At 64.7% G+C, this 24,454-nt stretch carries 21 protein-coding genes; 17 read left to right on the forward strand and 4 right to left on the reverse strand.

What is annotated here, in order from left to right; translation table 11 throughout:
• Window positions 1-78 precede the first annotated feature (78 nt).
• The 4 genes from GD606_RS19720 to GD606_RS19735 all read left to right on the forward strand — a co-directional run bounded on the left by GD606_RS19720 (window position 79) and on the right by GD606_RS19735 (window position 3,732).
• Window positions 79-1,002, forward strand: a complete 924-nt coding sequence (locus GD606_RS19720; RefSeq protein ID WP_163302658.1) for a branched-chain amino acid ABC transporter permease — start codon at window positions 79-81, stop codon at window positions 1,000-1,002.
• An 18-nt stretch (window positions 1,003-1,020) separates the two neighbouring features.
• Complete coding sequence (locus GD606_RS19725) at window positions 1,021-2,037, forward strand: branched-chain amino acid ABC transporter permease (RefSeq protein ID WP_163302659.1); 1,017 nt, start codon at window positions 1,021-1,023, stop codon at window positions 2,035-2,037.
• Between the two features lie 5 nt (window positions 2,038-2,042).
• Window positions 2,043-2,810, forward strand: coding sequence for an ABC transporter ATP-binding protein (locus GD606_RS19730; protein ID WP_163302660.1), 768 nt, complete (start codon window positions 2,043-2,045; stop codon window positions 2,808-2,810).
• Window positions 2,811-3,003: 193 nt separating this feature from the next.
• A complete protein-coding gene (locus tag GD606_RS19735) occupies window positions 3,004-3,732 on the forward strand; it encodes an ABC transporter ATP-binding protein (protein WP_163302663.1) in 729 nt (242 codons plus the stop codon).
• A 92-nt stretch (window positions 3,733-3,824) separates the two neighbouring features.
• Here GD606_RS19735 and GD606_RS19740 read toward each other — a convergent pair whose 3' ends face one another.
• Entirely contained in the window at window positions 3,825-4,109 is a 285-nt protein-coding gene (locus GD606_RS19740) for a sll1863 family stress response protein (RefSeq protein ID WP_163302527.1), read from the reverse strand.
• Between the two features lie 220 nt (window positions 4,110-4,329).
• Between GD606_RS19740 and gatB the strand changes: the two genes are divergently transcribed.
• The 7 genes from gatB to GD606_RS19775 all read left to right on the forward strand — a co-directional run bounded on the left by gatB (window position 4,330) and on the right by GD606_RS19775 (window position 12,701).
• Window positions 4,330-5,760: an Asp-tRNA(Asn)/Glu-tRNA(Gln) amidotransferase subunit GatB gene (gene gatB / locus GD606_RS19745; RefSeq protein ID WP_163302526.1), complete on the forward strand. Its 1,431-nt coding sequence runs from the start codon at window positions 4,330-4,332 to the stop codon at window positions 5,758-5,760.
• 315 nt (window positions 5,761-6,075) lie between these two features.
• The gene (gene mtnA, locus GD606_RS19750) at window positions 6,076-7,122 is read left to right on the forward strand and encodes an S-methyl-5-thioribose-1-phosphate isomerase (protein WP_163302525.1); all 1,047 of its coding nucleotides are present in this window, start codon (window positions 6,076-6,078) and stop codon (window positions 7,120-7,122) included.
• 63 nt (window positions 7,123-7,185) lie between these two features.
• Window positions 7,186-7,986, forward strand: coding sequence for a sulfide-dependent adenosine diphosphate thiazole synthase (locus tag GD606_RS19755; RefSeq protein WP_163302524.1), 801 nt, complete (start codon window positions 7,186-7,188; stop codon window positions 7,984-7,986).
• 125 nt (window positions 7,987-8,111) lie between these two features.
• On the forward strand, window positions 8,112-9,464 hold the full coding sequence (gene der, locus GD606_RS19760; RefSeq protein ID WP_163302530.1) for a ribosome biogenesis GTPase Der: 1,353 nt from the start codon (window positions 8,112-8,114) through the stop codon (window positions 9,462-9,464).
• 286 nt (window positions 9,465-9,750) lie between these two features.
• The gene (locus tag GD606_RS19765; protein WP_163302523.1) at window positions 9,751-10,464 is read left to right on the forward strand and encodes a hypothetical protein; all 714 of its coding nucleotides are present in this window, start codon (window positions 9,751-9,753) and stop codon (window positions 10,462-10,464) included.
• Between the two features lie 12 nt (window positions 10,465-10,476).
• A complete protein-coding gene (locus GD606_RS19770; RefSeq protein ID WP_163302522.1) occupies window positions 10,477-12,114 on the forward strand; it encodes a TolB family protein in 1,638 nt (545 codons plus the stop codon).
• A 242-nt stretch (window positions 12,115-12,356) separates the two neighbouring features.
• Window positions 12,357-12,701, forward strand: a complete 345-nt coding sequence (locus GD606_RS19775) for a hypothetical protein (protein WP_176629368.1) — start codon at window positions 12,357-12,359, stop codon at window positions 12,699-12,701.
• 593 nt (window positions 12,702-13,294) lie between these two features.
• On the opposite strand, the gene GD606_RS19780 is transcribed toward GD606_RS19775, so the two are convergent.
• On the reverse strand, window positions 13,295-13,771 hold the full coding sequence (locus tag GD606_RS19780; RefSeq protein ID WP_246298907.1) for a phosphatidylglycerophosphatase A family protein: 477 nt from the start codon (window positions 13,769-13,771) through the stop codon (window positions 13,295-13,297).
• A 156-nt stretch (window positions 13,772-13,927) separates the two neighbouring features.
• Between GD606_RS19780 and GD606_RS19785 the strand changes: the two genes are divergently transcribed.
• Window positions 13,928-14,218 carry a hypothetical protein gene (locus GD606_RS19785; RefSeq protein ID WP_163302521.1) on the forward strand — a complete coding sequence of 97 codons (291 nt, stop codon included), beginning with the start codon at window positions 13,928-13,930 and terminating at the stop codon, window positions 14,216-14,218.
• Between the two features lie 270 nt (window positions 14,219-14,488).
• On the opposite strand, the gene GD606_RS19790 is transcribed toward GD606_RS19785, so the two are convergent.
• Window positions 14,489-16,024, reverse strand: coding sequence for a sigma-54-dependent Fis family transcriptional regulator (locus GD606_RS19790; protein WP_309550370.1), 1,536 nt, complete (start codon window positions 16,022-16,024; stop codon window positions 14,489-14,491).
• Between the two features lie 298 nt (window positions 16,025-16,322).
• Here GD606_RS19790 and GD606_RS19795 point away from each other — a divergent pair, with 298 nt between their 5' ends.
• The 5 genes from GD606_RS19795 to GD606_RS19815 all read left to right on the forward strand — a co-directional run bounded on the left by GD606_RS19795 (window position 16,323) and on the right by GD606_RS19815 (window position 22,279).
• The gene (locus GD606_RS19795) at window positions 16,323-17,453 is read left to right on the forward strand and encodes a glycerol dehydrogenase (protein WP_163302520.1); all 1,131 of its coding nucleotides are present in this window, start codon (window positions 16,323-16,325) and stop codon (window positions 17,451-17,453) included.
• A gap of 298 nt (window positions 17,454-17,751) precedes the next feature.
• Window positions 17,752-19,596 (forward strand): methyl-accepting chemotaxis protein, encoded by a 1,845-nt coding sequence (locus tag GD606_RS19800; RefSeq protein WP_163302519.1) that lies wholly within the window; start codon window positions 17,752-17,754, stop codon window positions 19,594-19,596.
• A 150-nt stretch (window positions 19,597-19,746) separates the two neighbouring features.
• Entirely contained in the window at window positions 19,747-20,553 is an 807-nt protein-coding gene (gene amrB / locus GD606_RS19805) for an AmmeMemoRadiSam system protein B (protein WP_163302518.1), read from the forward strand.
• Window positions 20,554-20,650: 97 nt separating this feature from the next.
• Window positions 20,651-21,292, forward strand: coding sequence for a hypothetical protein (locus GD606_RS19810; RefSeq protein ID WP_163302517.1), 642 nt, complete (start codon window positions 20,651-20,653; stop codon window positions 21,290-21,292).
• A gap of 75 nt (window positions 21,293-21,367) precedes the next feature.
• Complete coding sequence (locus GD606_RS19815; protein WP_163302516.1) at window positions 21,368-22,279, forward strand: hypothetical protein; 912 nt, start codon at window positions 21,368-21,370, stop codon at window positions 22,277-22,279.
• Between the two features lie 19 nt (window positions 22,280-22,298).
• Here GD606_RS19815 and GD606_RS19820 read toward each other — a convergent pair whose 3' ends face one another.
• The gene (locus tag GD606_RS19820) at window positions 22,299-24,344 is read right to left on the reverse strand and encodes an ATP-binding protein (protein WP_163302515.1); all 2,046 of its coding nucleotides are present in this window, start codon (window positions 24,342-24,344) and stop codon (window positions 22,299-22,301) included.
• Window positions 24,345-24,454 lie beyond the last annotated feature (110 nt).

Below are 24,454 nucleotides of genomic sequence, written 5' to 3' on the forward strand. Positions count from 1 at the left end.
CATGTCACTTTCCTGGCCCGGGATTCCGTTTCCCGGGCCGGGGCGTGACGTTTATCCCATCGCCGGGGGGGCAGGCCGTTGCTTCAATCGTTTATCCAAAATATCTTCAATGCCCTGCAGTGGGGGAGCTTTTATTCCCTCATCGCCCTGGGCTACTGTCTCGTCTACGGCGTACTGCTCCTGATCAACTTCGCCCACGGCGACATCTTCATGGTCGGGGCGTACATCGCCTTTTACGTGTGCATGCTTTTTCTGGGCAAGTTCGGGATCATTCCCGGCATGCCCGGCTGGCTGGTCCTGGCCCTGGCCGTGCCGCTGACCATGATGCTCACCGCCGTGGTGGGCGTCACCCTGGAGCGGGTGGCCTATCGGCCGCTTCGCCGCAAGGGCGTCAACCGGCTCTACGTGGTCATCACCGCGCTCATGTGCGGGCTTATCCTGGAGCACGCCAACCTGGCGCTTCTGGGCGCCAGCCGCCGCAGTTTCCCCACGCTCATTCCCACGACGGTCTACAACATCGCCGGGGTCAACATCACCAACGTCAAACTGGGCGTCATCCTGGTGGCCGTCCTGGCCTTTTTCTTCCTGCGCTTCGTGGTGGTCAAGACCAAGATCGGCATGGCCATGCGGGCCATCTCCTACGACCGGTTCGCCGTGCCGCTCATGGGCATCCCGGCCGACAGCGTCATCGTCTTCACCTTCGTCCTGGGTTCCGGGTTCGCGGGGCTGGCCGGGCTTTTGTTCGCCGTGACCTATCCGGTGCTCGACCCCTACATGGGGGCGCTTATCGGCTGGAAGGCGTTTATTGCGGCCGTGGTGGGCGGCATCGGCTCCATTCGGGGGGCCTTTGCCGGAGGCTTTTTGCTGGGGTTCGTGGAGATCATGGTGGTGGCCTTTTTTCCCTCCACCCTGCGTGACCTCATCGCGTTCACCATTTTGCTCCTCATTTTGTCGGTCAAGCCCACCGGACTCTTCGGCGTGGCGCGACGGACCAAGATTTAGCCTTTTGGCCGGGTAACGATGAAACAGTATACCATTCCCGCGCTCCTCGCCCTGCTTCTGGCGGTGCTCGTGTTCGTGTCCATGACCGGGGCCATGAACGTCTATTGGCAGTCGGTCCTCATGTTCATGGGCATCAACATCATCCTGTCGTCGAGCCTAAACATCATCAACGGCAACATGGGCGAGTTCTCCTGCGGCCACGCCGGATTCATGGCCGTGGGGGCCTACGTGTCCTCGGTCTTGTCCGTTCTGCTCTTCGCCGAGGGCTCCGTGTTCGGCGAGGCCCTTTTGCCTCCGCACCTGGCCGTGTTCCTGTTTCCCTTCATCCTGGTCGCGGGCGGGGTGGCCGCCTCGCTGGTGGGCCTTCTGGTCGCCGTGCCGTCGTTTCGCACCCGGGGCGACTATCTGGCCATCATCACCATCGCCGCCGCCTACATCGTCAAAAGCACCATCGAGAACATCAACGCCATCGGCGGGGCCAGGGGTTTCATGGGCATGAGCAAGGTCACCGCCGCCATGAACACCACGGCCGAACTGCCCTGGATGATCATCTGGGTCTTTCTGGGCACGGTGTTCTCCGTCTGGCTCATCCGCCGCTTCATCTTCTCCACCCTGGGCAACGGGGTCAACGCCGTGTGCCAGGACGAGATCGCGGCCGAGATCATGAGCGTGAACACCAACCAGGTGAAGATGACGGCGTTTATGGTCTCCTGCGGGCTGGCGGGCATCGCCGGGGCGCTGTTCGCCCACGTGTTGGGCTACGTGAACCCTGGATCGTTCACCATCCTCAAATCCACCGAGGTCATGGTCATGGTCTATCTGGGGGGCATGGGGTCGCTGTCGGGCTCGGTGCTCTCGGCCATCCTGATCACCCTGCTCATGGAGGCGCTTCGGCCCTTGCAGATCATCAAGTGGATCGTCATCCCGCTTCTTTTGGTGCTTCTCATGCAGTTTCGTCCCGAGGGAATCATGGGCAACCGCGAGTTGGCCAACATCTTCCCCGGCTTGAAAAAATTCTACAGACTGAAGGGGTAGGGCTCGTGGCGCTTTTGGAAGTCAAGGACATGACCCAGTACTTCGGCGGCCTGTGCGCGGTCACCGATTTCAGCGTCACCTTTGCGGGCGGCGAACTCATGGGGCTTATCGGCCCCAACGGCGCGGGAAAGACCACGGTCTTCAACCTGATCAGCGGATTCTACCAGCCCTCGCGCGGCGACATCGTCTTCAAGGGCAAAAACACCCGGGGACTTAAGCCCCACAAGGTCACGGGCCTGGGCATCGCCCGGACCTTCCAGAACATCCGGCTGTGGTTCGACATGTCCGTTTTGGACAACATCCTGGTGTCCCAGTATTATCATCTGGGCTACAGCCTCTGGGATTGCTTTTTGCGCTCCAATCGCTACCTGCGGCGCGAAACCGAGATGCGCGCCTGGGCCATGGAGATCCTCGAAGCCCTGGATCTGGCCCAATTCGCCGATGAGCTGCCGGGCAACCTGCCCTACGGCATCCAGCGCCGGGTGGAGATCGCCCGGGCCCTGTCCACCAAACCCGATCTGCTCATGCTCGACGAGCCCGCCGCCGGACTCAACTCCTCGGACGTTGAGGGCTTAATCAAGCTCATCGCCTGGATTCACAAGGAATTCAAGCTGTCCATCTGGATGATCGAGCACCAGATGGACGTGGTCATGAGCCTGTGCACCTGGATCAAGGTCATCGATTTCGGGGCCACCATCGCCGAGGGCACGCCCAAGGAGATTCGGGAAAACCCCGTGGTCATCAAGGCCTATCTGGGAGACGACGCCATCTAGCGTCGCTTGGCATGAGGTTGGCCGTGACTTCAGGTCGCGCGCCTGAAGCGGTCGCCGCATGCGGCCGGACGTGGCCAGACGCGACCGGACGCGCCGCTCCCGGGTGGGCGGCTGCCTGGCCGGGAACTTTGCCTCCATCACTCAAGCTGGAAAACGCGCCGCATTGCCTGACGGCGCGCCACGGGACCACAGCATGCTTCTTTCCGTCGAGAATCTGCACGTCAAATACGGCAACATCGAGGCCCTGCACGGCATCACCTTTCATGTGAACCGCGGGGAGATCGTCACGCTCATCGGGGCCAACGGCGCGGGCAAGACCACCACGCTTCTGACCGTCATGCGCCTGCCGCCCCCCGAGGCCCCCAAGGTCACCCAGGGCGATATCCGTTACGACGGCCAGAGCCTGCTTTCCGTCGAGACCCACGACGTGGTGCGCAAGCTGCACATGGACCTGGCCCCGGAAGGCCGCCGCATTTTCGGCAACCTCACGGTCATGGAAAACCTGAACCTGGCCACCTACGCCCGTACGGACAGCCCCGAGGCCAGGGCCAAGGATCTGGACCGGGTGTTCACCCTGTTCCCGCGCCTGTCCGAACGGCGCAAACAGCGCAGCGAGTCCCTGTCCGGCGGCGAACAGCAGATGTTGGCCGTGGGCCGGGCGCTTATGACCGGCTGCGACTTCATCCTGCTCGACGAACCGTCCATGGGACTGGCGCCGCTACTCATGTACGAGATGTTTCGGACGCTTAAAAAGCTCAACGAAGAGGGCATGACCATCCTGCTCGTCGAACAAAACGCCAAGGTGGCCCTGGATTTCGCCCACCGGGGCTACGTCCTCGATACCGGCGAGATCGTGGCCCAGGGCTCCTCCGAGGAACTGCGCCACGACCCCATGGTCAAAAAAGCCTACCTGGGCGGCTAACGCACGCGAAGCGCGCCGAAGTTTTTTGGAGAGGGGTCCAGGGGGGAACCTTTTTTTCAAAAAAGGTTCCCCCCTGGTCGCCGAAGGCCCCCCTAAAATTTATCCAGGGCCTTGGTTACGGCGGTTTTGAGTTCCGCAAAGGCGCCTTCGAAGCCTTCCTTGAGGTCGTGTAGGGCGTCGGAACCGCCCTTGCGCAGGAGGGTGAGCCTGTAGCGGGCCTTTTCGTATTTGCCGAGCATCTTTTCCAGGTCGGCGGCGTACCGGTCGAAAAACGCCGGACCCTTTTTCTCCGCCTCGGCCTTGCTTTCGTCGATCTTGGCCTTCCACTTGGCCAACTGGTCTTCCAGACTGACGCCGAATTGATCCTTGTCGCCCATGTCTGACCTCCTTGATCCCGCCTGCGGCTGGCGGGACTGTTTCCACTGCACTCCGTATATCCCAGAAACGGTTGAGGCGAAAGTCCGGCGTTCGGACGACGCGCAGGCCGCCATTGACCCCGGATGGCCTACCGGGTAGTTTCCCTGGTTCGGAAAAATGCTGTCAAAATAACCGGCGAACGCGGTCATGCCGCGCCCGCCATGGCCCGGAGAAGTCGCCATGTCCCGATACGAGGCGGTCATCGGTCTTGAGGTGCATGCCCAACTGCGCACCAAAAGCAAAATCTTCTGCTCCTGCTCAACGGCCTTTGGCGCGGACCCCAACGAAAACGTCTGCGCCGTGTGTTCCGGCATGCCCGGCGTGTTGCCCGTGCTCAACGAAAAGGTCGTGGAATACGCCGCCAAGATGGGGCTGGCCGTGGGCTGCCGCGTCAACGCCACCTCGGTCTTCGCCCGCAAGAACTATTTCTATCCCGATCTGCCCAAAGGATATCAGATATCCCAGTTCGAGACGCCGATTTGCGAGCATGGGCGTCTGGCCGTCACCGTGGACGGGGCGGAAAAGGTCGTGGGCATCACCCGCATCCACATGGAAGAAGACGCCGGAAAGAACATCCATTCCGCCACCGAAAACGCTAGCTATGTGGATTTGAACCGCACCGGCGTGCCGCTGATTGAAATCGTCAGCGAGCCGGACATGCGCAGCGCCGAGGAGGCCGTGGCCTATCTCAAGGCCCTGCGGTCCATCCTGGTCTACCTGGGCATCTGCGACGGCAACATGGAAGAGGGCAGTTTCCGCTGCGACGCCAACGTGAGCCTTCGGCCCTTCGGGCAGGCGGAACTCGGCACCCGGGCCGAGCTTAAAAACATGAACTCCTTCCGCCATGTCCAAAAGGCCATCGAATACGAGATCGAACGTCAGGCCGATATGTTGGACGACGGCCAAGCCGTTATCCAGGAGACCCGCCTCTACAACGTCGACAAGGGCGTCACCGCCTCCATGCGCGGCAAGGAGGAGGCCCACGACTACCGCTATTTCCCGGACCCCGATCTGGTGCCCCTGGTGGTGACCGAGGCCCAGCTCGCCGCCTGGGCGGGCGAGCTTCCCGAGCTTCCCGTGGCCCGGCGCGACCGGTTCGTCTCCCAGTACGGCCTGACCCCCAAGGACGCCGACGTGCTTACCGCCGAGCGCGACGTGGCCGATTATTTCGAGGAAGCCGCGCGGCTGTGCAACGAGCCCAAAAAGGCCGCCAACTGGATCATGTCCGAGCTTTTGCGCGAGCTCAACCAGGCCGCCGTCACCGCAGCCGCCTGTCCCCTGCCTGCGGCGTACCTGGCCAGCCTCGTCACCCTGGTGGAATCCGGCAGGATCAGCGGCAAGATCGGCAAGCAGATTTTTCCCGAAATCTTCGCCAGGGGCCTTGACCCCAAAACCTATGTGGACCAACAAGGGCTGTCGCAGATTTCCGACTCTTCGGCTCTGGAATCCGCCGTGGACAAAATCCTGGCCGACAATCCGGACGAGGTGGCCGCCTACAAGGCAGGAAAAACCAAGCTGATGGGGTTTTTCGTGGGCCAGATCATGAAGGCCACCAAGGGACAGGCCAATCCCGCCCTGGTCAACGAACTGTTGGGCAAAAAGCTGGCGTAGGCTGCCGGGGAGAGGGCGCCGCCCTCTCCCCGGACCCCTCTCCCGCCGGGGGAAATCATTTCCCCCGGACCCCCTGGACAGGGGATGCAGAGGGGGCGTCATGTTTGGATAAAAGATGGGTGCCTGCGTTACAAACGCTCAGGTTGGAAAAGAAACTGACGCGGACAGCAGCATGTCTAGGCCGGGCGACGGGTTTGCGCGCGGGGCGGCGGCTGCGCGAAGCGTTGCTGGCGCCGACCCGCGTCGACAAACCCCGAGCCCGGCCATAAACCCTGTTCCCGAGCCCGGCCATAAACAAACCGCTGTGGAGACCCCATGACCGACCACATTCAGTTTTCGGAAATCAAACAGGCGCTTGTCCTCCTGGATCAGCGCATTCTGCCGAACCGTGAGGAATATTTTCTCTGCAAGACCACCCAGGACGTGATCTACGCCCTGCAGACCATGGTGGTGCGTGGCGCTCCGGCCATCGGCGTCACAGCGGCCTACGGCTGCTGGCTGGCCCTGCGCCAGGCCATGGACCAGGCCGGGCCGGGCTGGCGGGTGCGGCTGGCCGAACTCCTGCGCGACCTGGAAGACGCCCGTCCCACGGCCGTAAACCTGCGCTGGGCCGTGGAGCTTATGCGCGCCGACGCGGCCGCTGCGGGCGAGATCGGGGCCGAGGAACTGTCGGCCCGCTGGCTGGCCAAGGCCAAGGCCGTGCATGCCGAGGACATCGAGATCAACAAGGCCATGGGCCGCTTCGGGGCCGAGGCCATCGACGACGGCGATACGGTCATGACCCACTGCAACGCCGGGGCCCTGGCCACGGCGGGCTACGGCACGGCGCTCGGGGTGATCCGGGCGGCCATCGAGCAGGGCAAGCGCATCAAGGTCATCGCCAACGAGACCCGGCCGTTTTTGCAGGGCGCACGCCTGACGGCCTATGAGCTGCACAAGGACGGCATCGATGTCACCGTGGCCTGCGACAACGCCGTGGGGCATCTGATGAAGCGGGGCATGGTCCAGAAGGTGGTGGTGGGCGCGGATCGCATTGCCGCCAACGGCGACGCGGCCAACAAGATCGGCACCTATACCGTGGCCCTTGCCGCCAAGGCCCATGGCGTGCCGTTTTACGTGGCCGCCCCGGCCAGCACCTTTGACCTGCGCATACAAAGCGGAGACGAGATTCCCATTGAAGACAGAACGCCGCGGGAGGTGACGCACATCGGGGACCACCAGATCACCCCCGAGGGCGTACCGGTCTATAACTACGCCTTCGACGTGACCCCGGCCGGACTCATAAGCGGCATCGCCACGGAAAAGGGGCTCCTGCGCGCCCCCTATGTGCAGGCCATCAAGGAAAAAATCGGGTCCGTCTAGAGGACTTTCCTGTGAAAGGACGCGACTGCCCCGAGTGCAACACACTGCCAAAAGAGAGGATCTATGGCGCTGAATGAACGCATCATCACCGAGGCCATTCTCACCGAGTATTTCGAGAAGTTCAAGGAATGTCTGGATCTGGATGTGGCCATTGTGGGCGGGGGGCCGTCGGGCCTGACCGCCGCCTACCGGCTGGCCAAAGACGGCTACAAGGTCGCCCTGTTTGAACGCAAGCTGTCCATCGGCGGCGGCATGTGGGGCGGGGGCATGACCTTCAATTATATCGTGGTCCAGGAAGAGAGCAAGCACCTGCTGGAAGAGATCGGCGTGCCGGTGAAGCACTTCCGCGACGAATACTACACCGCCGACGCCGTGGCCTGCACCACCACCCTGGCCTCCCGGGCCTGCCTGGCCGGGACCAAGGTGTTCAACTGCATGAGCGTGGAGGACGTGGTCCTGCGCGAGGTGGACGGCGTCAAACGCGTCTGCGGGCTGGTCATCAACTCCTCGCCGGTGGAGATCGCCGGGCTGCATGTGGACCCGCTGGTTTTGCACACCAAGTTCATCATTGAGGCCACGGGACATGATGTGGAGGTGTTGAAGACCCTGGTGCGCAAAAACGACGTGCGCCTTCTGACGCCGTCCGGGGGCATCGAGGGCGAGCAGTCCATGTGGGCCGAGGTGGCCGAGACCAATACCGTGAAAAACACCCGCGAGGTGTTCCCCGGGGTGTACGTGGCCGGAATGGCCGCCAACGCCAGCTTCGGCTCCTACCGCATGGGCCCGATCTTCGGCGGCATGCTCCTGTCCGGGGAGAAAGTCGCGGCCGAGATTGCCGGGCTGTTGCGTTCCGGGGCATACTAGGCCACAACGGATACCGAAGCGGGAGGGGGCTTGGTCCCCGGCCCTGAAAAAAACGTCCCGGCAGGGACGACACGCCAACGCACGGGCCGGTTTTTCGGCCCGAAAACATGAACAAACGAGACACCATGCCGCCGGTCATCGCCCTTATCGGACGTCCCAATGTGGGCAAATCCACCTTGTTCAACCGCCTGGCGCGGCGAACCAAGGCCATCACCCACGATCGTCCCGGGGTCACCCGGGACCGTCTCGAGACCCGGGCGATCATTGAGGACCGCGAGGTGACCCTGGTGGACACCGGCGGCATGGTCCTTGACGATCCCGACAAGCTGGGCCGCATGGTCATGGACCAGGCCCGCATGGCCATCAGCCAGGCCCATCTGGTGCTGTTCGTCGCCGACGCGAGGGAAGGCCTGACGGGCCTGGATCATGACGTGGCCGAGCTTTTACGCCAAAGCGCCAAGCCGGTGCTTCTGGCGGTCAACAAGGCCGACGGCGAGGAGCGGGCCGGGGAATTCGCCGGGGATTTTTATTCCCTGGGGTTTCCCCTGGTGCCGGTTTCCGCGGCCCATGGCCGGGGCATCCCGGAACTGCGGGAAATCATCGCCGATCTGTTGCCCGATGCCGAGGATGACGAAACCCCGCTGACGGATGAGGAGGCGGCGGCCGCCGAGGCCGCGCCGCGTCCCTTGCGGCTGGCCATGATCGGCCGTCCCAACGCCGGGAAGTCCTCCGTAGTCAACGCCCTTTTGGGCGAGACGCGGCTCATTGTCAGCGATGCGCCGGGCACCACCCGCGACGCCGTGGACGTGGCCTTCACGCGTGGGGGCACGTCGTATGTCTTTGTGGATACGGCCGGGGTGCGCAAGAAGGCCCGCATTGACGACGAACTTGAGCGCCATACGGCCACCCGGTCCCTGCAAAGCGCCAAGCGGGCGGATGTGGCGGTTCTGGTCATCGATGCCGTGGGCGGCGTGGGCATGCAGGACAAAAAGCTCATCGCCTTTTTGGATAAGGAAAAAACGCCGTTTTTGGTGGTCATCAACAAGATCGACCTGATCCCCAGGGACAAGATGCTGGAGCTTAAAAAAGACATGAAGGACGAACTGCGCATCTGTCCCCATGTGCCTGTGCTCTACGTCTCGGCCCTGCGCAAAAAGGGCCTGGACCGAATCCTGGACACGGCCCGGGCCATGAAGGCCGAATGCGCCATCCGGGTGGGCACCGGTGAGCTCAACCGGATGATGCGCCAGGTGTTGGACAAGCATCAGGCCCCGGTGATCAAGGGACGTCGCGCCAAGTTCTACTATCTGACCCAGACGGCGTCCGAGCCGCCCACCTTTGTCTTCTTCGTCAACGACACCGAGCGGGTCCGGCCGTCCTACGCCAAATACGTGGAAAACCAGTTGCGGCGGCTTTTCGGACTGACCATGGCCCCGCTGCGGATTCTCTTCCGCTCCAGCCATACCTCTAAAGAATAGGCGGCGTTCCGGGGGAGATTTCCCCGGAAAGGCATCGCTTCTCTTCGCAGATCTTTCGTCCGGCGCGAATGCGTCCGGGCGGGGGAGGGCTTTGTTGCGCCTTCTGCAAAAAGAGTTCGTTGATTTACACGGGGTGTGGCATCTGGTAGTTTTGCCATGGAGAACCGGATATCCCTGCCCGCGAAACCCGCCACAAGGCGGCGTGGCGGTCGGCGGCAGTCGTGACGCGCGGCAGGCCTTGGAGTGCGGCATAGACCGCAACATTTTGAAATGTACGGAGGGCGCCATGAGATCAAATGCTTGGGGAACTCTCCCCCCGGTTTTTCTGATTTTGGCCCTACTCATCGGATTTTCAGGTTTTTTCCCTGCCACCCCGGCCCATGCCCAGGATCCTCCCCGCACGGCGGATGACGACCACGCCAGGCGGCTGTATGAACAATACAAGGCCAGCCAGGAGCGGGAAAAGGCCCTGGAGGCGGCCAGGCAAAGAGGCTTGAGCGACGCCAAGGGCGCCGCCTACGGCACCTTTGGCGGGCTGGGCGTCGATACGGAGGCCCTGGCGAACGCCACCAGGGCGGCCCAGGAGGCCGAACGCGAGCGGGAGCGCCAGCAGAAGCTGATCAAGGCCTGGGACAAGAAGTTCTCCGGCCGGTATGGCGATCTCAAGGAGACGTCGTCCCAGGCCCCGTTGCCGCCCCAGTCCGGTGACAAGCCCTATAAGGACAGGATGGACATGCGCCTGAAGTGGTTCCCCTACAATCCGGCCACGCCCGCAAAGCCGCCCACCCCGGGCTACACCCCCGGACGGCCCACGCCGGGCTACACCCCCAGTACGGTGAAGGCGCCGCCGTACCCGCCGGGATCTTCGCGCGGGACGCCGCCTGCCGCTCCGCCGGACAAGCCCAAGAGTCTCGGGGCGGGAATCCGGCCTTCAGACGATTACCGGGACACGAACAGCGGCAGCGGCGGATCAAGCGGCGGTGGCGGCGGCGGATATTGAGGCGGCTTGGCCATGAAGACCCGGGCCATCCTCCTGTTGCTTGTGCTTTTGGGCCTTGCCCGCAGCGGTCAGGCGGCGGGATTCCCCGAGGCCCCGGCAGGCTTGTCGCCGGGTGATGCCTGTTTCGCGGCCACGTCGGATGGCCCAGCGGACTCCGCCGAGGTGCGTCAGGCGGTCATGCTGCTGGCGGCCGGGTATGATCCTGGTCGCGTCGTGGAGTCGCTACGCATCATGCACCCCCTGCACGGGGCGCTTTTGCCCGCCGATCTGGCCCCGCCCCTGATCACCTGGGTCGACGCCCATCCTCAGGTCGGTTTCTGGCTGATATCCTTTCGGATTTCACCGTCCCGGGCGCTGTATGTCCTGTGCCGGGAGCCGTCCTATGAGCCGCCCGAGGCGGTGTGGAAGCCCGTTCGGGCCGCCTCACGGCGCCATGACGTGCCGATCACCGTCTACGGGATCGATGCCGAGACCTTAGAGGTCGTTTCCCAGGACGTGGTTTCCGTGGCCACCTCCCGGGACAGGGTCGACGCCCTGGTCATGTACCGGCAACTGCCGCCGGTTTTTTCCCAGGCCCAAAACCGCCTGGACCTTCTCGGGGGGCGCCTTGGCGATCCCGCCTCGCCGAAGCCGCCCCGGACGCTTTTCCAGGGCGTGCCGGGATGTGTGGGCTGCCACAGTTTCTCTCGTGACGGCATGGTGTTCGGCATGGATCTGGACCACGCCGGGGACAAGGGGGGATACATCCTGGCCGGGACGCGCCGGGACATGGATCTGACGGCGGGGGAACTGCTCAGTTGGAACGATTTCCCCAAAATCGATGACCGCCAGACCACGGGGCTGTATGCCCGCATCACCCCGGACGGGCGGCAGGTGATCGGCACGGTCAACGAAATCGCGTTGTTGATCAAGATGGATGATCCCTTCGCCTCGCAGCTTTTTTATCCGTATAGGGGCATCCTGGCCGCCTATTCCCGGGCGCAGGGGCGGTATTTCCCCGTGCCCGGGGCGGACGATCCCGGCTACGTCCAGACCTGCCCGGACATCCGTCCCGATGGGCGGCAGATCGCCTTCGCCCGGACAGCGACGCAGTGGGAGTTGATCCAAAAGCTTGGAACCGGGCATGTGTTTGCCCTGCCGCAGGCCTCCCTCCACGAACTCAACGCGGCCTATCCCGTGCAGTTCGACATCTACCATGTCCCCTTTGACCCGGACCACCGGGAGAGACCGGCGGTGGCCGAACCCCTGCCCGGGGCCGACGGCAACGGCATGAGCAACTACAATCCGCGCTATTCCCCGGACGGCCGATGGATCGTCTTCACCCAAAGCCGACATGGGCTTGTGCTGCAACCCGACAGCCGCCTGTACGCGATCCCGGCCACAGGCGGCGTGCCGCGCCGGATGACGTGCAACCTGGGGCTGATGAATTCCTGGCACAGCTTTTCGCCCAATGGCCGCTGGCTGCTTTTCGTGTCCAAGGAGACGGGCGCGGACAGCCGCATCTGGATCACGCATTTCGACCGCCAGGGACGCGACAGCGTGCCGGTCATGCTGCACCGGTTCGGGGAGCCCGGCCTAGCCTGCAATGTTCCGGAATTCGTGGACCGCGCGGCCGGGGGCATGGAGCGGATCAGCTTTCCCGCGCCGTGACAGGCCAAACGCGAAATGGGCACGGGGGCGGCCGCGCCGTTTGGTTGTGAAAACGGTTGCCTCCGAGGCGGTTGCGGCATAATCATGAAGCTGGGTCCACGCGCCGTACGGTTTGGCGGCCGGGAGGGCGCGGCGACAGGCGCGCCGCCTGGGCGTGTGCGGTCATGAAATTGACGTATCGTCCGGCGGGTGTTGAAGCGCCGATAGGTTTCCCGTCAATGAACCAATTCATGGAGACAGCTATGCTTGGCAAAAATGGTCTTCTCCGGGGATGCCTGTTGCTGGCCGCCCTGTTCATCGCCTTGACCGCCGTGTCCTGCGTGGAGGTGGCTGACCCGTATTACGGCGATCCCTATTATTACGGCCCGCCGCCGCCACCGCCTCCCCGATACGGAGGCGGCGTATATTACGGTGGCGGCCACGATTATCAGGCGGATGAAAGGCGGCAGAGCCGGGGACGCCAGAACTGCAACGCCCAGTGGAGCAACTGCGTGGCCGTGTGCAATCAATTCCCCAATCCTTCCCAGCGGGCCATGTGCATCGCCAGCTGCAACAACGGCCTCAACCAATGCATGAACAGCTTCTGACGCCGGGGATGCGGACGTAACGGGAAATTCCTCGCCGGAAAACAGAGCAAAATGGGGCGGGCGGTCGGATGGCGGTATTCGGCCGCCCCTGTCGTTTCCCTATGTCCCTTGGCCGGGCAAAGCGGTGTCATTGATGGCGTCGCGGGGGTGCCGCGCGGGAAGGGAGGCTGCCGCCTTCGCAAGGTCGGGGCCGGGCCGGTGTCGTTTACAGCCGGGGAAGGGCCGGGTCGGATACGCGGGATGGATTTGGCCGGGGCCGGGCGGGCTGAAGAAAAGCCGGGACGCGGCGGGCAAAAAGATTCGCCCTTTTCCGCGCTTTTTCCGGTGACCGGAGTTCTCCCCGTGGGGCGCCCGCCTGGGCTTGGGGAACGTTCGCGCGTCTGGGCGAATCAGGGGGCGCTCAGTCGCCCGTTATGCGGGATGGAATTAACGTCTGCTACCCTCCGTTGCCGGTTGCGCCACTCTGCAGGGGGCCTTCCCCGGCATTGATTCCTTTCTAGTCCGGCCATAGGCCGCTGTAAAGAAAAATGAGTCCCCGCGATTTCGACGGTTTATGGACATTCGCCTGACGTTTTCGCGACAGCCCCTTTTTTCTACCAGATGGCCCACAACACAAGGGCGGAGGCGGCCCCGGCCAGGGCGTCGTCGATCATGACGCCGTAGCCGCCGGGCAGCCAGCGTTCCGACTGGCGGATGGGCGGCGGCTTGGTCATGTCCAGGATGCGGAACAGCACAAAGGCGAGAAGTATGGCCCATGGCTCGGCCGCGGACAGGGGCAAAAGGGCCATCCATTGCCCGAGCACCTCGTCGATGACCACGGGCCCCGGGTCTTTGCGCCCAAGGAGGGTCTCGGCCCGGGAGGCGGCCATGGCCCCCAGGACGAAGACCAGGGCCAGAACCAGGAGTCGGCCTGCCGGACCAAGGGGCAAAAAGACCCATGGGGCGGCCAGGGCGGCCACGGCGGACCCGGCCGTGCCCGGCACGACAGGGAACCTGCCCACGGGCCCCAGGGTGGCCGTCCACAGGGCGAGGCGATCCGATACCGACATGGGGGGGGTGGTGGAGGTCATGGACAAGGGGTACACGGGACCGGGCGGCCAGGCAAGACGGCGGCCCCGGCGGGCGGGGAGGCGTGGCCGCCTTGCTCCGGGGTTGTCTTTGCGCTCGAAATGTGAAAGGATTTTTGCCTGCGGCCAGCGGCCGCATTTCCCCATGGAGGAGCGTCAATGATCGCGCTTGGAACGGCTATTTTTTGGCTGGCCCTGTATGTGGCCGTGTTTTTTGCCTATTATCAGTATTATTTCCGGCCCAGGATCTTTTTGCTCATGCTCGACGAAAAAGCCTATTTGGAGCACTACCTGGACAGGCTGCCGCACATGAAAAACCGTCCGGGCGAACGTCTGGGGATGGTGGAGTTCCTTATGGACAAGCGCAGCGCGTTTGTCCGGGAAAACCGCATCTTCATGGCCACCGCGACCATCCTGGTGATCCTCGGCCTGGCCTTCTCCGCCAACTGATTCCCCGCGACCCGGCTGGGCGTCGCCTTCCGACCCCGTGGCCGCCTCTCCTGAATTGGGAGGAGGCCCCGGTGGCTTTCGTTCGCCTTCCCCGCGACCCGGCGGGGTGGCGTCTTTCGACCCTGTGGCCGCCTTCCTTGAATCGGGGGGAGGCCCGGGGGACTTTCGTTCGCCCGGCCGTCATCGGCCTTCCGAGGGCGCTGTGACGTGGACCGACCGCCCCGGGACCGTCTACGCAGGGACGCCTGGCGGCCGTTTCAGGCCGCGCCGTCATCTTTTCCGGATACCGAGCTTTTTGATGCGCGAATCGAAGGTGGAGCGGTTGACCCCGGCCTTTGCGGCCGCCTGGGTGATGTTCCAGTGGCATTTTTCCAAAAGGGCCAGCACATAGCCGCGCTCCACCTCTTCCCAGGTCTGCTCGCACATGTCATGCGCCGGGGCGGCTGCCGCAGGACGGCCGGGGTCGACCGGCGTCTGGGAGAGGTCGGCAAGGGGGGCTGGCGTCGACAGGATGGCGGCGGGCAGATCGGCGTCGTCGATGGTGTCGCAGGGCAGGGTGGCCAGGAGGTAGCGCACCAGATTTTCCATCTCCCGGATGTTGCCTTTCCAGGGATGGTCCGTGAGGCGGCGCAGGGCCTTTGGGGTGCATTTTTTCGGGGCGATGCCCATGCGCTGTGCGTCGCGGCGCAGGAAATAGTTGAGCAAAAGGGGGATGTCGTCGCGGCGTTCGCGCAAGGGGGGCAGGGACAGGGGCAGGACGTTGAGGCGGTAGAACAGATCCTCGCGAAACGTCCCGGCGGCGATGGCCTGGCGCAGATCCTTGTTGGTGGCCGAGATGATGCGCACGTCCACCCGCTTGGACCCGGTCCCGCCCAGGGGCTTGATCTCGTTTTGCTGGATGACCCGCAGGATGCGGGCCTGAAGGGACAGGGCCATGTCCCCGATCTCGTCGAGAAACACCGTGCCGCCCGAGGCGGCCTCGAAAAGTCCGGTCTTGTCCTTGTCCGCGCCGGTGAAGGCCCCTTTGCGGTATCCGAACAGTTCGCTTTCGAGCAGGGTGTCGGGGATGGCGCTGACGTTTTGCACCAGGAAGGGGCCATTCTTGCGGTCGCTTTGGCGGTGGATCTCCCGGGCGGCCAGTTCCTTGCCCGTGCCGGACTCGCCGGTGATGAGCACCGGAAAGTCAGTTTTGGCGTAGTCGCGCAGGGATTTTTGCGCCGCCAAAAAGGCGTCGCTTTGGCCGATGAAGGCGTCGACGTTGAGGTCGGCGATCATGCGGCGCAATTTTTCGTTTTCGTCCCGCTTGTCGGCGAAGGCCAGGGCGTTGCCCAGGGCGATGGCCCCGATGGCCACCAAGTCCTCCATGAGCTCCAGGTAGTCCTTGTGCAGGTTGAGCCGGCTGCCGCCGTGGGCGGTGTCGATGATCTCCACCGCTCCATAGACCCGGCCGTCGCGCAGGATCAGGGGATAGCACAAAATCAGCGTGCTTTTGACGTCGAGTCCGGCCTCGACCTCCCGGAAATGGCGCTTGTCCTTGTAGGCCTCGGCGATGGTCATACGGCCGTTGTCGATGACCCAGCCCACGATGCTCTGGGCGCTTTTGGGGATGACGTAGCCTGCAATGTCCGCGCTTTGCGAACCCACGGCCGCGATGCACCGGTACCCGTCGTCCTCGGCGATCCACAGGGAGCCGCGTTCGACATTTTGCATTTCGAGCAGGGCCGAAAGAAATTTTTTCTGCAACCGGCTGGTGTCGAGCTCCTCGAAGAGGGCCTTGTGGAATTCGAGCGCCTGGGATTTCATCATCTGCCCTTGGTCTTGTGGTTCCGGAAGGCGGCACGGCTGTACCGACCCCTTTTCCAACCTATGTTCCCGGGTGGAAAATGACAAGGGGGAATGGCCGGTTGGGAGGTCTCGTCGGCGGTTTCGGGAACGGCCGCCCTTGTCACCGGACGCGGGGCAGGGGTATAGGCCACGATGTGATGATCCGAGAGGACATGCCCCTCGTGCCTGGACGGCTCGCCGCAGTTTTCCGACGGCGTCCGCCCGGTCGCCCGGGCGCTTATGAACCGCGAAACCGTCGCCGAAAAAAAAGAGGAGCCGCATGATCAGCACCACGCTTTTTCCCGGACGCTACGTGCAGGGCCCAGGCGCCCTGTCCCGCCTGGGCAGGGAACTGGCCCGCCTGGGGGATCGGCATTTTCTCATCTGTTCCCCGCACCCCCTGGAACATCTGCTGCCCGCCGTGCTGCCCGGGGTGCAACAGGCCGGGGCCGTGCGCACGGAACGCTTCGGCAGGGAATGCACGGACCAGGAGATCGAACGCCTCTCGGGCCTGGTGCGGGAGTTCGGCGCCCGGACCGTGACCGCCGTGGGCGGCGGCAAGACCCTGGACGCGGCCAAGGCCGTGGCCGCCCGGGTCGGGCTGCCCGTGGTCGTGGTCCCCACCATCGCCTCCACGGATGCGCCGTGCAGCTCCGTGTGCGTGGTCTATTCCCCGGACGGCGTTTTTTTGCGGGCGGATGTGCTGCCGCGCAACCCGGACGTGGTCCTGGTGGATACCGAGGTCATGGCCCGCGCCCCGGCCCGGTTTCTGGTGTCGGGCATGGGCGACGCCCTGGCCACCTGGTTCGAGGCCGACTCCTGTCGCAAAAGCCGGGGCCGCAACATCGCGGGCGATACGGGTTCCATGACGGCCCTGGCCCTGGCCCGGCTGTGCTATGAGACCGTCCGGGACTTCGGACTGTCCGCGCGCACGGCCTGCGAGGCCGGGGTGGCGACCCCCGCTTTGGAACGGGTGGTGGAGGCCAATACGCTCTTAAGCGGCCTGGGCTTCGAGAGCGGGGGGCTGGGCGCGGCCCATTCCATCCATAACGGCCTGACGGCCCTGCCCGCCGTCCGGGGGCTGCACCATGGCGAGAAGGTGGCCTTCGGCGTGCTGGCCTCGCTGTTTCTTACAGACGCCCCCCTGGCCCTTGTGGACGAGGTCTACGCCCTGTGCGCCAGCCTTGGCCTGCCCACCACCTTTGCTGATCTGGGCCTTGCGGGCGTGTCGGACCAGGAACTGCTGCGCGTTGCGGAAAAAAGCTGTGCGCCGGGGGAAAGCATCCACAACGAGCCGGTGGAGATATCCCCGTCCCTGGTCCAGGCCGTTCTCAAGGCCGCCGACGCCGAGGGACGCCGCCGCGTCGGCGCCCGCGTCGGCCATGGTCCCGCCGGTTCGCCGTCGCGCTGATCGAGCCCGCCTTCTCGTTCGCGCCGGGGGAAACGCAACGGAGTGGTTTCCCCCGGGCACATGTCCGCCTGGAACACGCCATACCCGCTCCTCAAAGATAGGTACGGTTTCTCCCTGGCCTGAGGCCGCCCGCCGACGAAATCCTCCCCGCATTTTGCCTGCCGCCTGCGCTTCACATCGGCGCGCGGATCGAGTCTTCTCCAGAGTGAGGCGAAAAATGCATCCGTACATGGACGGACGCCGCATGATTTTGTACATGAGGGCATGAAGAAAGTGCGTTCTGACGAAGGAGGCCCCCATGCTTCGGAATTACTCGATATCGAGTCGGCTTTTTTGTCTCCTGGCCCTTGTGGCGCTGTTTGTTGCGGCCGTGGTGTGGGCATTCTACGGGGGAATAACGAGCATGAAGGAGGAGGCCGTACGCGAGACGCAAAAGGCTATGCTCGACGGCCAGAAGCAGAAGCTCCTGGTGGGGACGCATGCCCTGGCCCTGGCCTTGGGGCAGGCTGTCGGCGCTGTGGCGGACCCGGCGGGGCGGGTGGAAGCGATCCGGGGCATGGTGGACCCCATCCGTTTTGAAGACGACAAGTCGGGGTATTATTTTGTCTACCAGGGCACGGTCAATGTGGCCCTGCCGCCGAAAAAAGAGGTCCAGGGCAAGGATCTTGGCGAAAACAAGGACTCGGGCGGGGTGTATTACGTTCGCGAACTGGCGGCCCGGGCCCGAAGCGGCGGCGGGTTCGTGGAATACGTGTTCCCCAAGCCCGGCCAGGGCGACCAGCCCAAGCTCAGTTATGCCGAGATGATTCCGGGCACGGACATGTGGATCGGCACGGGCATCTACATCGACAACGTCGACAAGGAAAAAGCCCGCATCGCCGGTGTCCTGGACGCATCCACCTCCTCCATCCTGCGGGCCATCCTCGGGGCCGTGGGGGTCGTCTTCGCGATCCTGGCCGTGCTGTGCATCGCCATCACCCGCAGCATCGTGCGGCCCATCCGGGAGGCGGCCACGGCGGCCCAGGATATCGCCTCGGGAAATCTCGACGTCCGCCTGAACGTCTCGGGCAAGGACGAGGCCGCCCGGTTGGAAATCGCCCTGAACACCATGGCCGACGCCCTGCGCGACAATATCCGGGACATCACGGCCAAGACCGCCCTGGCCGAGGAAAAGGCCAGACAGGCCGACCAGGCCAAACTTCTGGCCGAGGAGGCCTCGAATCGTGCCGAGGCGGCCAAGTCCGAGGGCATGGCCGATGCGGCGATGCGCCTGGAGTCCGTGGCGGCCGCCATGACCGGCTCCACCAAGGCCCTCTCCGGCCGCGCCGAGGCCATCCGGTCGCGCACCGTGCATCAGCGGGACCGCATCCAGGAGACGGCCACGGCCATGGAAGAGATGAACGCCACGGTGCTCGAGGTGGCCAAAAACGCCGGCCAGGCGGCCACCGAGGCCGAATCGTCCAGGAGAAAGGCCCAGGAAGGGCAGAACGTGGTGGACGGTTCGGTGACCTCCATGCGGGCCATCCGGGAACAGGCCCAGAGCCTGTCCGCGAACATGACCGAGCTTGGGCGCATGGCCGAGGACATCGGGCGGATCATGACCGTCATCCTGGACATCGCCGACCAGACCAATCTTTTGGCCCTAAACGCGGCCATCGAAGCCGCCCGGGCCGGGGATGCCGGACGGGGATTCGCGGTGGTGGCCGACGAGGTCCGCAAGCTGGCCGAGAAGACCATGGGGGCCACCAAGGAGGTGGGCGACAGCATAAACGCCATCCAGAACGTGGCCAGGGAAAACGTGGCGGGCATGGAGCGCACGACCGAGGCCATCACCGAGGCCACGGAACTGTCCGGAAAATCCGGCCAGATGCTGCGGGAGATCGTGGACAGCGCCCAATCCTCGGCCGGACAGATCAACAGCATCGCCACGGCCGCCGAGGAGCAGTCCGCCGCCTCCGAAGAGATCAACCGGGCCATCGAGGAAATAAACGGCATCGCCCTGGACATCACCTCGACCATGGAGGAAACCGTGACGGACATCCATGCCCTGACCGAGCAGGCCGACGCCCTGCGCGGGGTCATCGGCAGCCTCCTGGAAGATGCCGGACAGGGGGGGAAGGGGGACCGCCGGTCCATCCGGTGAGGCGCGCGCCATGATGCGCCCATGCCGCGCCCGGAGAGGTGCGGGAACAGGGACGTGTATGGTTGCGCCGTTGGGAAAGAGGCCGTATCCTGCTTATGGTGGAACAATGACGTTGTGAACTGACCGGGAAATCGGGAGGCGCACAGACCAATGAACAGACACCCCCTTGTGGCCGGGCAGTTTTATCCCGCCGGGCCGACGTTGGCCACGGACGTGGCGGCCTTTTTGGCGCTGGGCGGTGCGGCGCGCGAGGAGCCGACCATTCTGGCCATGGTTCCCCACGCGGGATATGTCTATTCCGGGGCCGTGGCCGGGAAGACCCTGGGCCAGGCTAGGCTGGCGGACACGGTGATCCTTTTGGGACCCAACCATACCGGCCGGGGGAAGCGGCTGGCGGTGTGGCCTGACGGAAAATGGGAGATCCCCGGCGGCGGCCTGGATGTGGACGAGGATCTGGCCCAGGCGTTTGTAGCCGCCGATTCGCGTCTGACGGCGGACTATGCAGCGCATCTGGGGGAGCATTCCCTGGAGGTGGTCATTCCCTTTTTGATGGGCAAAAATCCGGCCACGCGCATCGTGCCCATGGTGGTGGCCGAATTCAATCCCACGGTTTTGGCCGACGTGGCCGTGAGCATGGCCGGAGTCATCAAGGCCCGGCCCGGGCCGGTGTCCCTCGTGGTCAGCTCGGACATGAGCCACTACGTGAGCCATGACACGGCCAAAAGCCAGGACGCCATGGCCCTGGCGGAGATCGCGGCGCTTCGGCCCATGGGGCTTTTTTCCGTGGTCAGGGACCGGGGCATCACTATGTGCGGGGTGTTGCCCATGACCCTGGGGCTTTTTTTGGCCCTGGAACTGGGGGCGCGCACGGCCGAGGTCACGGCCTACGCCACCTCGGGGGAGACCTCCGGGGACATGCGGCATGTGGTGGGATATGCCGGAGTGCTGGCGTCGTAGGGGCCTTTGCCCCTTTGCCTTTCCCGCCTGGCGGGACCAACCGGAACAAGGAGACGTGCCGTTTTTTTAGTCCAACGCCAACATGGAGGTGGTGCGTATGAGAGCGAAACTGACGGGGTGTTCCCTGCTTGCGACGTTCGCCGTTGTGCTCGTGTATTGTGCGACGGCTTTTGCCCAGTTGGGCTTCATCCAGCAAGGCCTTGACGCCGTAACGGCGGGCAAGAAACCGGCAGCCGCGCCGGACGCTGCCTCTCCGGCCGCCTCCGGCGGCAAGGTGCTGACCCAGGACACCACCTACACCAACGCCGCCCGCAATCTGCAGTTCACCATCCCGGCCGGGTGGGAGATCGTGGAGGGTAGCCCCGATTCCGAGAGCGTGGGCTTTCGGAACATGAAGACCACCATGGGCTTTTCGTTTCACGCCGAGCAGATGGTGCCGAGCTTCCCCCGGGCCTCGGCCGTCACCGCCGGGCTCAAGCAGGACCAGGAGCGGGTGACCATCAAGAAGCTTTTAAGCGCCAAGCGCCGCGATGACGGGGACGCCAAGAAGAAGTGCGGGGTCATCGGCTGGGAGATCGTGGAGGCCCCCCAGAAAAACGATTTTCAGCGCATCATCTGGCAATGCTATGACGGTCAGAATTTTTACATGAATATCATGGCCTACAGCGAGAACAAGGATTTCGCGGCCTCCGAGGCCACCCTGCGCAAGATCATGGACTCCGTAAAGTTCTGCAAGTAATATCCGCCTCGCGTTCGCGTCGTCAGATCCTGGCGGCGCGAACCCCTACATGCCGCAACGGAGAAACACCCGATCATGAACCGTCCCTTTCGCGGTCCCTGCCGCGCCGTGGCTTCCCTGGCGGCGCTGGCCCTGTCGGCCGTCCTTTTGACTTCCTGCGTCATGGGCTATCCGCCCCCGCCCGCCCTGGTCCTGGCCGAACCCGCCGCCATCCCCGGGGCCGTGTCCACGGCCTGGTGGGATGTGGCCGCCCAGGGATATGCGGACGATGGCCAGGGGTTGGATTTTTCCCGGGCCGGGCTCAAGCCGGTGCTTATCGTTTTGCGCAACAAGACCCCCGGCTATCCCCTCGTCGATCCGGCCGAGGTCCGGGGGATGGCCCCGGGACGGGAATACGCCCCCTATCCGCCGTATCAGGCCGCCGACGTGGCCGAGGCCACCACGGCCTTTGACGAATCGGCCAAGGCCGCCCTTCGCGGCGGCGCGGCCGGGGCGATCATCGGGGCAGGCGTAGGCACCCTGATCGGCGCGGCCGCAGGCGGCGGCGACGCCCTGTGGCGGGGGGCGCTTATCGGCGGCGGCATCGGCGCGGTCACCGGCGCGGCGACCTCCATGCCCGAGGCCAGATATCAACTGCGCCGGGGCGTCCAGACGGAGCTTGAGACGTTGGCCCTGCGGCCGGTCCCTGCGCCCCCCTACGGCCTGACGGCCGGGTACGTCTATTTCCCGGCGAATGCGGGGATAGGCTGGGTGCGGGTCACGGTGCGCACCCAGAGCGCGACCTACAGCTACGACGTGTCCATTGCCGCGCCAGCCCCGGCCATGGCCCCCCGGCCGACGGCGGCCCCGGTCCCCTATCCGGCCTCTCAGCCCGCGCCGTCGACGCCGTCGGCCTCGCCCTCTGCCCAACCCGCCTCGCCCGGCGGCGGATATTCCAACCCGGCCCCAGCCACGGGTTCCCCCGCCCCCCAAGGGGGCGGCAGCTAGCGGTGCGCCCCTGGCGTCCCTAGGCCGCCATCCGACCCGTTCCGCCAACGGTTTCGTCCGGGAAAAGCGGCAGGGTGAAAATGAAGCGCGATCCCCGGCCGGGTTCGGATTCCACCCGGACGGCCCCGCCCAGGCGTTCGGTCTCGGCCCGGACGGCCGCCAGCCCCACCCCCCGGCCGGAGAGCAGGCTGACCTCGTCGCGGGTGGAGAAATCGTCCCGGAAAAGCAGGTCGTAGACCGCCTCCGGCGCCATGCTCCCCGCCGCCTGGGGCGTCACCAGCCCCTTTTGCATGGCCTTGGCCAGCACACGGGCCACGTCGATGCCCCGGCCGTCATCGGACACCTCCAGGCGCACCATGTCTTCCCCGGCCCGGGCCACATGGCAGGCGATGGTCCCGGTCTCGGGCTTGCCCGTGGCCAGGCGCTCGTCCATGTCCTCCAGTCCGTGGTCGATCATGTTGCGGAACACATGCACCAGGGCCTTGACGAACGCCTCCCGGGGGACGCGGTCCACGAACACGTCGTCGCCGGTGACGAGAAGCGGGGCCACGGCCTTTTCCAGACGCTCGGCCAGACCGGCCAGATAGTCGCCGTAGGGGGCCAGGATGTCCTTGACGTTGTGGCGGCGCAGCACCCGCAACTCGGCCAAAACGGCCTCCCGCGCGGCCCCGGACAGAAGCGAGCCCACCCGGCCCTCCAGGTCCAGCAGGGCGCGTTTGTCCACCCGCAGGCTCTCGCTGCCGCCAAAGAACGATTCCCCGAGGATGCCGGTCAGGATGGCCACGTCCCGCTCCAGGATCAGCTCGGCGTCCATGCCGGAAAGGACGTCCGCCAGCGCCTCCCGGGACGGCGGCGGCCCATTGGCCAGGACCGCCAGGGCGTTTTCAAGCTCGTGCAGGGCGGCGGCGGTGTTGTGCAGCCCCAGTTGGGCGAAATCGCCCTTGAAGGTGTGCACCTGACGGAAGATTTCGGCCAGGGCCGTGGCGGCGCAGTCGTCCGCCCCAAGAGCGGCGACATCCGGGCCAAGATTTCCGGCGAACTCCCGGAAGGCGGCCATGGCGGAGAGCACCTCGGACTGCCGGGACAGGGCCCGGACCACCATCTTCACGTTGTTTCGCTCCTCGGCCATCTCCCGTTCCAGGCGCTTTCTCTCGGTGACGTCGGTCAAAATGACCATCATCCGGATTTCGTCCTGGCGACGGATGAGCTTGTACTGGGCGCGTACGGCCCGGTCGTGGATGATCAGCTCCCCGGGCAGAAGCGACAGGAAGACCTTTTGCTGCAGGGGCTTGGCCGCCAGGAAAATGCCGCCCAGCACCTCGTCCACGGTGGCCTGGGTCTCGGAGGGCAGGTGCCGGGCCAGAAGCTCCGGGAAGCGGCGGCCGCCGATCTGCACCCGGAAAAGCTGGACGCACTCCAGGCTGTATTCCTCGGAGATGGCCAGGTCCGCGCCAAAGGACAGAAATCCCTGCCCGGCGTTGTCCAACAGGTTTTTCACGGCCTCGTTGCGGTCGCGCAGTTCGTTGTTTTTGACCTCGATCTGCTGGCGGTGGAGAATCTCCGCCTCATTGGCCAGGCGCAGGATCTCCTGCTGTTCGTTTAACAATTCGATCTGCCGTCCCCGGCCGCGCGACAATTCCAGCATGAAGCGCTTGATGCTGACCACCCCCAGGTAGCTGTCCTCCTCGGTGACCAGCACCATGTCGTAGAGATGGTTGGGGTCGCGGTTCATGGCGATGACCGCGATGGAGGCCACGTCCACGGAGACCTCCACAATGAGCGGGGCCGGGTTCATGATCAGCCGGATGGGCCGGGTCATGAATAGGTCGCGGCCGTAGAGGGAGCCGAGCTTTTGGTAGAATTCGTTGCGCATGATGAGCCCGGCCGGGCGGTCGCCGTCGAGCACGGCCACGCCGTCGGCGTCGGGATGTTCCTTGAAAAAGGCGTGGACCGTGCCGCCCAGGGCCGAGGCCGGGAAGGTCATGGCCTGTTCCACGAGGTTTTTGATGGACTGGTCTTCGCTGGACAGGTCGGCGGGGGTGAAGGCGGCCAGGGTGGCGCTCATGGGATACCTCTTTGTTTTACCGCCGACGTCAGGCGGCCAAGACCTCGGCCACGGCGTCCAGCACCTTGTCGGCCTCACGCCCATAATATATATTATTATATATTATTAAC

The sequence above is a fragment of the Desulfolutivibrio sulfodismutans DSM 3696 genome, assembly GCF_013376455.1.
GTDB lineage: Bacteria > Desulfobacterota > Desulfovibrionia > Desulfovibrionales > Desulfovibrionaceae > Desulfolutivibrio > Desulfolutivibrio sulfodismutans.